At 59.9% G+C, this 10894-nt stretch carries 8 protein-coding genes; 3 read left to right on the top strand and 5 right to left on the bottom strand.

What is annotated here, in order from left to right; translation table 11 throughout:
* Positions 1 to 447: 447 nt before the first annotated feature.
* The gene (locus tag AC1Q5P_RS21325) at positions 448 to 2145 is read right to left on the bottom strand and encodes an AarF/UbiB family protein (protein WP_172799919.1); all 1698 of its coding nucleotides are present in this window, start codon (positions 2143 to 2145) and stop codon (positions 448 to 450) included.
* Positions 2039 to 2530, bottom strand: coding sequence for a MarR family winged helix-turn-helix transcriptional regulator (locus AC1Q5P_RS21320; protein ID WP_057883280.1), 492 nt, complete (start codon positions 2528 to 2530; stop codon positions 2039 to 2041). The genes AC1Q5P_RS21325 and AC1Q5P_RS21320 overlap by 107 nt, the downstream gene beginning before the upstream one ends.
* 125 nt (positions 2531 to 2655) lie before the next feature.
* Between AC1Q5P_RS21320 and AC1Q5P_RS21315 the strand changes: the two genes are divergently transcribed.
* The 3 genes from AC1Q5P_RS21315 to AC1Q5P_RS21305 are packed head-to-tail and all read left to right on the top strand — an operon-like array spanning position 2656 to position 6822.
* Positions 2656 to 3783 carry an HlyD family secretion protein gene (locus AC1Q5P_RS21315; RefSeq protein ID WP_492519966.1) on the top strand — a complete coding sequence of 376 codons (1128 nt, stop codon included), beginning with the start codon at positions 2656 to 2658 and terminating at the stop codon, positions 3781 to 3783.
* On the top strand, positions 3780 to 5351 hold the full coding sequence (locus AC1Q5P_RS21310) for an MDR family MFS transporter (protein WP_051051456.1): 1572 nt from the start codon (positions 3780 to 3782) through the stop codon (positions 5349 to 5351). Before AC1Q5P_RS21315 ends, AC1Q5P_RS21310 begins: the two co-directional genes overlap by 4 nt.
* Entirely contained in the window at positions 5329 to 6822 is a 1494-nt protein-coding gene (locus AC1Q5P_RS21305) for an efflux transporter outer membrane subunit (RefSeq protein ID WP_492519967.1), read from the top strand. Before AC1Q5P_RS21310 ends, AC1Q5P_RS21305 begins: the two co-directional genes overlap by 23 nt.
* On the opposite strand, the gene AC1Q5P_RS21300 is transcribed toward AC1Q5P_RS21305, so the two are convergent.
* The 3 genes from AC1Q5P_RS21300 to AC1Q5P_RS21290 all read right to left on the bottom strand — a co-directional run bounded on the left by AC1Q5P_RS21300 (position 6752) and on the right by AC1Q5P_RS21290 (position 10769).
* Positions 6752 to 7246, bottom strand: a complete 495-nt coding sequence (locus AC1Q5P_RS21300) for a hotdog fold thioesterase (protein ID WP_078056306.1) — start codon at positions 7244 to 7246, stop codon at positions 6752 to 6754. The two genes, AC1Q5P_RS21305 and AC1Q5P_RS21300, sit on opposite strands and share 71 nt — an antisense overlap.
* On the bottom strand, positions 7243 to 8148 hold the full coding sequence (locus AC1Q5P_RS21295; RefSeq protein ID WP_492519965.1) for an alpha/beta fold hydrolase: 906 nt from the start codon (positions 8146 to 8148) through the stop codon (positions 7243 to 7245). Before AC1Q5P_RS21295 ends, AC1Q5P_RS21300 begins: the two co-directional genes overlap by 4 nt.
* 311 nt (positions 8149 to 8459) lie before the next feature.
* Positions 8460 to 10769 carry an Eco57I restriction-modification methylase domain-containing protein gene (locus AC1Q5P_RS21290; RefSeq protein WP_492519964.1) on the bottom strand — a complete coding sequence of 770 codons (2310 nt, stop codon included), beginning with the start codon at positions 10767 to 10769 and terminating at the stop codon, positions 8460 to 8462.
* Positions 10770 to 10894 lie beyond the last annotated feature (125 nt).

Genomic DNA, 10894 nt, shown 5'->3' with positions numbered 1-10894 from the left:
TCCGAACCCTACCGAAGATCGGCGATGGCCACCTCATCCAAGGCAGCTTCCTACACCACCCCGCGGGGCACTACCCTCGGTATGCACACTTGGATGATACCTCCCTCCTTGAGGCTGCGACCGAAATTGGTGATGAAATCGCGTGCAGACTGGCGCTATCCGAAGCCCCCTGGCGTCAGTGAGATTTCGCGCTCCAGAGATTCGAATTCAATGTCGTGGGGTCTAATTCGCTTGGCAGCAATGCGCCCCAATAGCGGCCATAAAGTCAGGCGAGGACACGCTTGAAAGCTGCCGTTCCAAAGTTTCGTCTGATTGAGGCCTTCAATCGCAATAGGTCGAAAAATTTTCTTCGCGATGCTTCTTGGTCGCTGAAGTGAGGCGCATGAAATCCTCGTTAAGTTCGGCTTTGCCGTATCGTGACCGTGCACGAATTAAGTTGCTCCTTCATTATGACTTTCGGATGAGCACCACCCCAGCAATCACAAGCGCGCCGCCAGCCAGAAGCCAGGATTGATCGACAAGCAACGCGCTAGCTATGATCAATGCGGCAGCTAGAGGGCCTTTCAAGGACTGACGCTCATTGCGAAGTCCAGCGAGCTGCTCGATACTGAGCGGATCGAGCTGAACCGGCACATATCCTGACTTTGCGATCGAGTTCGCAGTGGCAAGTATGTCGGGCAAGGACGCCGACAAACCCAGCAGCTGACCGCGAAGTCTCTTCAAACCCGACCGAGCGCTGCCGAGCGAGAACCGCTCGGCGAGAAGCTCCGTCATGATCGGCCGGGTCTCTTCGGCGATGTTGTAGTCCGGTGCCAGCGATCGGACGAAGCCCTCTGCAGTCAACAAGGTACGCAGAAGAATGGCCAGATCAGGTGGCAGAACCAGTCGATAATCCCGCAACAGGTCGAAAGCGCGGGAAAAAATCTGCGAGAACTCGATGCCAGATAGCACGGTCCCCCTGAACTCTCCGATCAACTGATCCAGATCCACCGCGAGCGCATCGCGATCCACCTTCGGCTCCCCCGCCCATGCGAGCAGGACATTCGCGACATCGCTGGTTTCCTCACCAGCGATCGCAAGGACGAGGCGGACGATCTCGTCGCGCCTGGCCTTGGTGAGCGTCCCGACCGATCCAAAGTCGATGAAGCCGACATCCTGCTCGCCGATCATGAAGACGTTACCGGGATGGGGGTCGCCGTGAAATTCGCCGTTCAGGATGATCATCCGCAGGACAGCGTTGGCATAGCTTTTAGCGAAAGCCGCCACCCGCGGGTCGCCCGATGGGCTGCCCAGCGAAGACGCGGGCCTGCCGTACAGGCGTTCCTGAACGTTCACCCGCAGCCCGGTCAGTTCCCAATGGATGGCCGGGGACCTGACGCCGATGGTATCGAGATATGCGCCGATCCGCTCGCAGGCTCGGGATTCCGCAGCGAGGTCCATCTCCCAGGCAAGATTGCGGCCGAAGGTCCGCAGAAACTCGACTGGCCGGTAACGCGCGATGTCCGGCGACCGTGCTTCCACGATCCCGGCAAGGCGTATAAGGAGGCGCACATCAGCCTCCATCCGAGCGGCAGTGCCTGGCCGCCGAACCTTCACGATGACCTCGCTTCCGTCCCGCAGTCTGGCGGAATAGGTTTGCGCTATGGAGGCAGAGGCCAAAGGCTTTTCGTCGAACTGCGCAAAGTCGCTCCGCCAGTCCTCACCCCAGCTTGAAGCAAGTACGGGCTCGATATCTGCGAAGGGCACTGACGACACCTGATCGTGCAGGGTTGAGAATGCCGTGATCCAGTGTTCGGTAAACAGATCGCTTCGGGTGGCGAGGAGTTGCCCCAGCTTTATGCCGACTGGCCCGATGTCACGGAGGAACGCCACAACTGCAGCCGGACGAAATTCGCGAGGATCGATGACATTGCTCGAAGAGGGAATAAATCCGAGGGCTCCGGCGAGATTCTTCGCGCCGTGCCTCATTAGGATTTGGCCGATCTCCGCGGCGCGAGCGATGCTGCTGATAGGCTTTTCCGGGGGCGATGCCATGATTTTACTCAGCCTCGGCCCGGAGTTGGTCCAGATTTTCCGATACCCTTGCAAGAATCTGCTGCAACGTTTGCTTCTCGTCGGCGGCAATGTCGCGCCAAAGCAGATCATGAAGCCTATCCGCGGAGCCTCTCAGTTCGGGCAGCATATCATCTAGCTGCTCCGTGAGGATGAGCCGCCACGCTCGCCGATCCGTCTCAGCTCGAAGCCTTTTCATCAGCCCGCGTGCGCAAAGACCTGCAACCGCCTGGCCGATGGTCGCCGATTCCAGTTCCAGTTTCTTGGCGATTTCAGCCTGCGTAAGGGCAGGATCGCGAAGAAGTTGTCCGATGATCCTCCACTGTGTCTGATTGAGACCGATCCTGGCGACCCTCGCATCGTACACTCTGCGCGCGCCGCGACTGATCTCGTCCATAAGATAGAGAATGCGGTCATCATCGGTGATGACCTTCTGCCGACGCTGAGACCGTGACATGGTATCTGGTTTTTCATCCATAGCGCTGTGTAGTCGGATAGCCTCGGATGCCCAAATGCAAACTGCTAAATGCCTTTACTATCTGACTCACGGCTCATAGGGCGCGAGACGCGTTCACCTTTTACTGAGGCTGCCGAAAGAGTCAGATGACCGATAACTCCAACCAACCGGAGCAGGAGGGCACAACCCCAACGAAACCGCAATCGCGGCGTGGCTTGCGCATCGCGCTAATCATCGTTGGTCTTGCCGTGCTGCTTGGCGGGATCTGGTGGTACTACCGGCACGTAACCTACGGACAGTACATGCAGTCGACCGATAACGCCTATGTCGCTGCCGACAGCGTCGTTATCTCTTCCAAGGTAGCGGGATACGTCGAAGAGGTCTTCGTGGGGGAGAACGAGCAGGTTGCTCGCGGCGGAGCCCTCGTACAACTGGATCTGCGGGATTATCAGGCGCAAGCGCAACAGGCGCGCGCACAGATCGCTGCGACCCTGGCCGGTGCCGACACAATCCGTTCTCAGGTAGCCGAACAGGATGCAGCCATTCGCCAGGTGCGGGGCCAACTCGCCGCCGCGCGCGCAGCACTGGACCTCGCGAACGACCAGGTGGCGCGATATCGGCCCCTTGCCGCGACAGGAGCCGAACCGCGGGAAAAGCTAGACCAGTATGAGGCGCAGGCGCGGCAAGCGCGGGCCGAACTAGTCGCCGCGCAGGCGGCGGTGGCTGCCGCGACCGCGCGCCGAGGGACCCTGTTCGAGCAGATCAACCAGACCCAGGCGCAGGCGGACGCTGCTCGCGCTCAGCTGGAAACAGCCGACCTTACGGTTGAATCGACCTTGCTGCGCGCCAGCAAGGCCGGACGCGTCGGCGATCTCTCGGTGAGGGTGGGCCAGTTCGTGCAACCGGGTCAACGTTTGATGACGGTGGTTCCGGTGAGGGCGATCTACGTGACGGCAAACTTCAAGGAAACGCAGGTCGGCCTGATCCGGGCCGGCCAAAGCGTCAGGCTCGAAGTTGACGCCCTACCCGACCTTGAGATCGCGGGACGAGTGGTCAGCATATCGCCGGGAACGGGCGCGGAATTTTCCATCCTCCCCCCCGAAAATGCCACCGGCAACTTTACCAAGATCGTTCAACGGATACCCGTCCGCATCGGTATCGATGCTCCCCCTGAAGTGCGGCGTCTGCTCGTTCCCGGCATGTCGGTAGTGGCTACGGTCGACACCCGGAATGCTGCCGGCGAATTGGAAGAGATCTCGAGTCGGACTCAATGACCGAGATACTGGCAGCGCAGGACACTTCGATCGGGCCGGCCGGGGGCCGAAAGAACGCAGACGTGACTGCCTGGGTCGCTGTGGCCGCGGGCGCGCTTGGCGCCATGCTCGCGACGCTGGACATATCAATCGTCAATTCCGCACTCCCCGTCATTCAGGGCGAGATCGGTGCCACAGGCGCCGAAGGCACCTGGATTGCTACGTCATTTCTCGTTGCTGAAATCGTCGTCATTCCGCTGAGCGCTTGGCTCGAACGGCTGTTCGGTCTGCGAACCCTCCTCATCATCGCGGTTAGCGCGTTCACCGCATTTTCGGTGCTATGCGGGATTGCAACCGACCTTACGACCATGATCATCGGCCGAACGGGTCAGGGATTCACGGGCGGAGTCCTCATTCCGACCGCAATGACTATTGTGGCTAAACGATTACCGCCGCACCAACAGCCAATCGGAATGGCCCTGTTCGGCATGACTGTGGTTCTTGGCCCCGTGATGGGGCCATTGATCGGCGGCTGGCTGACCGAGAACCTGAGCTGGCACTATGCCTTTTTCGTCAATGTGCCAGTCTGCGCAATCCTGCTGCTCTTGCTGTTTATCGGGCTGCCTCACGAGAAGCCCAAGTGGGAATATCTCACGGACGCCGATTGGGCTGGCATTCTCGGGCTGATCCTCGGACTGGGCGGTCTGACTGTTGTACTCGAGGAAGGGCACCGTGAGGAATGGTTCGAGTCCTCACTCATTCGCTGGCTAACGGTGGTGACCATTATCGGCTTTGCCTGTTTGATTTACGGACAGGTGAAGGCACGCAAGCCAGTCTTGAAGTTGCAGCTCCTGTTCAATCGACAGTTCGCCAGCGTCGCGATCATGGCGCTCGCCCTGGGCATGGTGATGTATGGTTCGACCTATGTCATTCCGCAGTTTCTGGCGATCATCTCTGACTATAATGCTTTTCAGACGGGACTGGTCATCTTCTGGATGGGTGTCCCGGCCTTTCTCCTGATGCCGGTTCTGCCCCTGATGATCCGCAAGGTGGACATCCGCATTGCCGTCGGCACCGGAATGCTGCTGATGGCGATCAGCTGCTTTGTCAGCACGAGTCTGACCGCCGAATCCGGCGGCGCTGTCTTCACTGAAAGTCAGCTTATCCGCGGGGCCGGAATGATACTTGCGATGATGTTCCTGAATCAGGCAACGGTTGCGTCGGTGGCCAAGGAAGACGCGGGCGATGCCTCTGGCATTTTCAACGCGGCCCGCAATCTTGGCGGATCATTCGCCCTCTCGGCCCTCGCTTCGTTCCAGGACCAGCGAATTTGGCACCATACGAGGCGCATGGAAGAAACGCTGAATGCGAACAGCGTTTCGCTGCAGACCTATCTCGACGGACTGGCGCGAAGCTTGGGCGATATGGAACGAGCGATGGCGGCACTCGGCGGCACTCTCCAGCGCGAAGCGTTCATCATGACCTACAATGATGTCTTTCTGGTGATGGGACTTCTCACACTCGCGACGGTCCCGCTTGTTCTGTTCCTCAAGCCGCTTCCGGAAAATGTCTCCCTTTCGATGCACTGAGCCCGAGATTATGCGCCACTTGCTACCTCCGATTATCACTATCGCCTTGCTAGCTGGATGCACGGCAGGGCCCGATTATGCAGGCCCCCCGGAAGTTGTGTCAGCAGACACGGGCACTCGCTTTGTGCGCGCTGGCAGTGATGTGAGCGCATCTGATCCGGTTGTCGCTCAATGGTGGCTGCTGCTCGGCGATCCCGAGTTGACGCGGCTGGTGGAGGCTGCGCTGTCCGGCAACCCTTCGCTCGCCGCAGCGCAGGCGCGCATTGCCCAGGCACGGGCATCCATCAGGCAAGACCGTGCGGGTCGAATGCCATCGCTTGGGGCACAGGCCAGCACCGTGCAGGGCCGGCTTCCTGGTCTCGACATTCAAGGCGGGGCGCCCCCCCCGTCAGAGCAAACCAATTCCGACGCAGAAACCGATGACTCGCTCAGCTTTTTCAATGTGGGCCTTAACGCCAACTGGGAGCTGGAGTTCGCCGGTGGCTCGCGCAGGCGCATTGAAGCCAGCAATGCCCAAGCTGCTGCAACGGTGGCCAATGCAGAGGACGCAAAGGTCCAGTTGACTGCCCAAGTGGCCAGCACCTACGTCAATTTGCGGGAGGCCCAATTCCGCGCAGAGCAATTTGAGGCGCAGATTTCGTTGCAGGAAGAGATCCTGGCGCTGACATACCAACGCTATCAGCGCGGTGCATTGCCGCTTTTCCCGGTAGGCACCGCGAATGCCGAACTGGAGATGCTCAAGTCACAACTTGCCGAAGCTGAAGCGGATATCGCAGTCCTGTCTGATGCACTCGCTATACTGACCGGACAGGTGCCGGGATCAGTTGATGCAGCGCTCACGACTGCGCATTCCATTCCCATGCCGCCAGAGCAGGTCGCGATCGGCGATCCGGCAAGCCTGGTGGCGCGTCGGCCTGACATAAGGGCGGCCGAACGGTCTCTTGCCGCGTCGACGGCGCGGATCGGGGTGGCCGAGGCGGCGCGGTTCCCGAAATTGTCCTTCACGGGGATCCTGGGCCTCGGCGGATCCTCGTTGGACGACGTTGTCGATGTCGGCGATTTCTCCGCACTCGCGATCCCGCGCCTCCAGTGGAATTTTCTGGATTTCGGCAGGGTAGACGCTGCGATCGACCAAGCCGGGGCGGCGCGCAACGAAGCAGTCGCCAATTACCAGCAGACGGTGCTTCTGGCACTGCAAGACGCCGAACGTGCCTTGGCTCGCTTCGGCCAGCAGCGTGTTGCGCTCGCTGCCAGTATGCAAATCAAGAAGCAGGCTGACGGCGCGGCGGACCTGAACCGCCAACGTTTTGCCGCAGGAGCGATCTCGAAGGCTGACCTCAACCAGGCCCTGCGAGAACAGCAGCAGGCCTCAGCAGACCTCGTCCGGGCAAAAGGCGCCCTTACGCTGTCGTGGATTGCGCTGCAGAAGTCGCTGGGCCTTGGGTGGCAAGAGCCTGTTCGAGATCAATAGTCCCGCCGCGCTGATCAATTGATCCGGTTGACGAGAAGTAGGCGCCCCTGCCGCTGGCGACCAACTTGCCGTCGGGCTCGAGAACCCGGGTTTCCGCCACCGAAATCTGTCGCCCGATTTTCACGATCTGTCCGTGAGAAGTGAGAGGTCCTGAGGTTGCAGGACGGTGGTAATCGACATGCAGATCGGCCGTCGCTCTCGCCGCGACGCCCCCGGCGAGCAGAGTACAAAGCCCGGTGAGGTCGACCAGTGAAGCCAGGATCCCTCCATGCGCCGACCCAATCATAGGGTTCGACACGATCTCTTCGCGCCATGGCATGGTGATCGCGATTCCCTGGTCGGAGCATGTCGCAATCTCCAGCCCAAGCCATCGGTGAAACGGCGCGATATGCAGCATTTCCTGCAAGCGCTCTCGATCGATCATAGCTCCCTCGTCCCATGTGGGTGAGTTGTATCGGATGAGTGATGGCGCCCTAGGAAATCGACGATAGCGGCGGAAAAGGCGTCGTTCGCATCGCCCACGACCATATGCGTGGCATCGGCGATGTCCGTGTATTCTGCATGGGGGGCGAGTTGCCGCAGATGCAAAACGGCCTCTTCGGAAACAAGATCGCTAGAGGCGCCTCGGATGAGGTGAAGCGGAAGCGTGAGTTTCGCCGCAGCTTGGCTCAGGATTGCCGATTGACGTTCCTGGTTGTCTGGGTCGCCTTGTCTGGCCGCCATTATATTACGGATAAACACCGGGTCCCAGTGCCAATAGAAGCGCCCATCCGACTTCTGCCGCAGATAGTTTTTCAGACCATCGCTCGCGCCCCGCTTGGGACGATGCGGCATGTAGCGAGCGATCACGTCGGCCGCCTCCTCTGGTGAGGCGAAGCCGCTATCGACATGCTCTTCCATGAAACCAACCACGCGCATCACACCGCTGGGCTCCATGCGCGGGGCAATGTCGACCAATGTGAGTGAAGCAAAGCTACCTGGAGCAAGCTCCCCTGCGGCAATCAGTCCAGCGAGCCCGCCCAGTGAAGCGCCGACCAGCGCTGGCTTCTGGTCCAGGCGCGACGCTGCAGCGACCAGATCCGCCGCGAAGTCGCGCATTTCATAAGCTCCGCATGGCGACCAATCGCTGTCTCCGTGACCGCGCATGTCGAAGGCGATTGCGCGAAAGCCGGCTTGAGCCAGCTCGCTGACCACCCTTCTCCACGCGCGCCGTGTCTGCCCGCCGCCGCGCGCAAGAAGGACGGGTTTAGCGTAGGCATCCCCCTCAGCCTCGGCTGTAAGAGAAATCGCGCCTGCGCCCTCAATCGTAAAGGTTTCTCTCGCCATCTCCGGATAGTAGGAAAGGCGCGCTAAATAGTAAACCGATTTAGTTTGTGGCTCTCGGCTCCGTGTTGGCTGTCCTGCAGGGGCGTTTCAACGACGGCAAAAGTCTATGCCAAGAGGGGTTTCTCCAGACCATTCTCTAATGCACCGGCTTGCGATTCGGTCAGCAGTCGCTGTCCGCTTAATCCGCTCAAAGATATAAAAGCTGCCTTTCCGCTTCCGGCCCACAGTCAGCCAATGGAGTTCAGTTGCGGAAAGGTCAGGAAGTGCGCCGGTTGCGGACTGTAGCAGTGACAGCAAAAACCTAGAGTAGTTCAGTCACCAGTGTCATCGCTTAGATCTAACCCGGGTGGAGGGGCCAGCGGCATGCGGGGCGGGGCCGTGCGCCACATGAGAGCAACTTCCTCGTCGGTCAGGCCATAGGCGCGCTCGACCATGGCAGCGAGGCTGCGCTCATGGGCCAGCAATTCGATCCGTGCCTGCCGGGCAGGCTCGGCGGTCTCGGCAAACGCTTCGCGCAGCCGACGGAGTTGGGTCGGGGTCAAGCCTTCACGTTTGGGCAGGGCGGCGCGGACCGCTGAGACAAAGCCGTCGCTGTCGAGCTTGCTGGCCTCGGAAAGGGCGGTGCTAGTAACTCTTGGGAACTCGAACCCAAGCCAGTCAGCAATGGCTCGATCCGCTTTTTCCACGATGGCGGTGTTCGTCTTAATGCACTCAACATTATCTTGGAACGCTTCCCGCTTTCCGTGTTCAAGCTGCGGAATTGGGAACTCACGGATATAAGGAATATCAAAAGCGAGCGCCTCATCCTTCTTGTGCGGGAACTTTTTGAATTGGAAATACCAGCCGATTGGTGAGTTGAGGCAGGCGACGATCCATTCATCAACGGTCGGCAGTATCAAAGCTGAGTCATTGACCATGTATTGGCCTTGGTCAGTGCAGACTTGGGCATAGAAAGCGATGCGCCGCAAAAGGACCTTCGGGCGGTCAAAATCCTCAAAGTAGTCGACAGCATCCTGAATCTCATACCAGCGATAACTTCCGGCCTTCCGACCTGGCCATATCGCATCCTTCTTCGGAGGCTGCCAATTAGCTGGTTTGGGTTCTAGCTGTGTTCGGAAAGACTCGAGATGCCGAAGTACGCTCGGATATTCTTCAATGTCGATACCTCGCCGAGCGAAGATCATCCAGAGCCCGTTCCACTCCGGCAGCCAGCGGCCAATGTCCTGACCGCGCAGGTAGGGCTTGATGATGTCGGCGGCTTTCGGGTCATCGCCAACAAGCTGATCGCGTGTGGCGGTGTCGATCAGAAATGCCTCATTGAAGCCCGTCTTCACGCCGTAAAGCGGACTAGCCCCGGCATATTCCTCAAGCGATACGCCGCGCTCACGAATCTTCTTGAGCAGGGCGGCTACGTCTGGCGGCTCCAGCACCCATGCTTCTTCGGTCAGGTCGGAGCGTTCGGCACGATAGGTCGCGGCGTGGACTGCTGCCGACAGACCCTCACGCGGAACATCGTCACGCGGGATTACCGCAAGATCGTATTGCTCGGGCACAGCGTCTGCATCGGGCTTCTGCACTGCGATGACGCATGGAAAGACGTCGGCATCCGGGAACAAATGGCGCGCGTGGCCGAAATCGGCCAGAAATTCGACCCACACATCCTCGGCGAACATCCGCCGAAGCTTCTCTGCATAGCCAGCCTTCAACCACTTGTTGGTGACGACATAGCCCATTCGCCCGCCGGGCCTGAGCAGCTTGGTCCCCTGTTCGTAGAAATAGACGTAGAGATCGGCGGTGCCGGCATAGGTGTCGAAGGCTTTCGACAGGGCGGGCTTGATCGGGGAGATTTCTTCCTGCCGGACGTAAGGCGGGTTGCCAATGACCGCATCGAACCCGCCTGACCGACCCGAAGAGGACAAGTCGCGCCATACGCCGGGGAAGGCCACTTCCCAGTGGAAGAACCGTTGTTCAGCCGCGATTGCGCGCGCCTCGCGCACTAGGCTGTCTGCCAGCGCGCGGCGGCGATCATCGGGCCTGTGGCTTGGCATCAGACTGCCCTGGACCGGCTCCGGTGCATCCAAGCTTAGCTCGGTTAGAGCGTCGGCTGCGAGCACTTCGATTTCACCGCTTGCGATCCGGCTGGGATCGCCGAAGGTTCCTTCGTGGACCAGCTTCATCGCTTCAGCCCGGTCGAACTTGCGTTCGGCTTCGCGCGCCTTGGCGACCGCGCGGTCAATCTTCGCAGATTCCTTTTCGAGCGCGACCCGCGCCTTTTCCGCCTTTGCTTCGTCGGTGCTGTCGGCCAGCGCCTTGCGCAAATCGGCGAGGCGTTTGTCACCATCCTTGCGAATGGCATCAGCCGGTTCGCGGGGTCGGCGGACATTCGTTTCCAGAACGCCCATCAGATCATCCGCCTTTGCCAGATCGAGGATCGCTTCGAGCGGAGCGCTGGCTTCGGAGACGGTGGTGAAGAGGCTTTTCGACTGGTCAACCTGAGCAATGTCGGTGTCGGTCAGCCCTTCGATCTTTTCCATCTCGCGCACGATGTTGGCGAGCGGGGCGAGGTGGCGGTTGGAAATTAGGGCACCGCGTTCTTGCATCCAGTCCATCGTCGGGCGCACCCACGCGCCAAGCACGCTGTTACCGCACCGCAAATGATGGTCGAGGAATGTCAACCGGCGCGCAAAACTGACCCCCTATCGGCGCCCAATATTGACCCCACCTTTCGGTAGTCTGGCGGTTATCC

It is taken from the genome of Novosphingobium sp. GW835-FHT14H07, assembly GCF_058793515.1.
This window is presented reverse-complemented; position numbering and strand designations above follow the sequence as displayed.

Coding starts and splice junctions, on each gene's coding strand:
- AC1Q5P_RS21300 (WP_078056306.1), bottom strand. CDS start 7,246: ATGATCGATCGAGAGCGCTTGCAGGAAATGCTGCATATCGCGCCGTTT.
- AC1Q5P_RS21325 (WP_172799919.1), bottom strand. CDS start 2,145: ATGATCTGCTTTGGCGCGACATTGCCGCCGACGAGAAGCAAACGTTGC.
- AC1Q5P_RS21310 (WP_051051456.1), top strand. CDS start 3,780: ATGACCGAGATACTGGCAGCGCAGGACACTTCGATCGGGCCGGCCGGG.
- AC1Q5P_RS21320 (WP_057883280.1), bottom strand. CDS start 2,530: ATGGATGAAAAACCAGATACCATGTCACGGTCTCAGCGTCGGCAGAAG.
- AC1Q5P_RS21295 (WP_492519965.1), bottom strand. CDS start 8,148: ATGGCGAGAGAAACCTTTACGATTGAGGGCGCAGGCGCGATTTCTCTT.
- AC1Q5P_RS21315 (WP_492519966.1), top strand. CDS start 2,656: ATGACCGATAACTCCAACCAACCGGAGCAGGAGGGCACAACCCCAACG.
- AC1Q5P_RS21305 (WP_492519967.1), top strand. CDS start 5,329: ATGTCTCCCTTTCGATGCACTGAGCCCGAGATTATGCGCCACTTGCTA.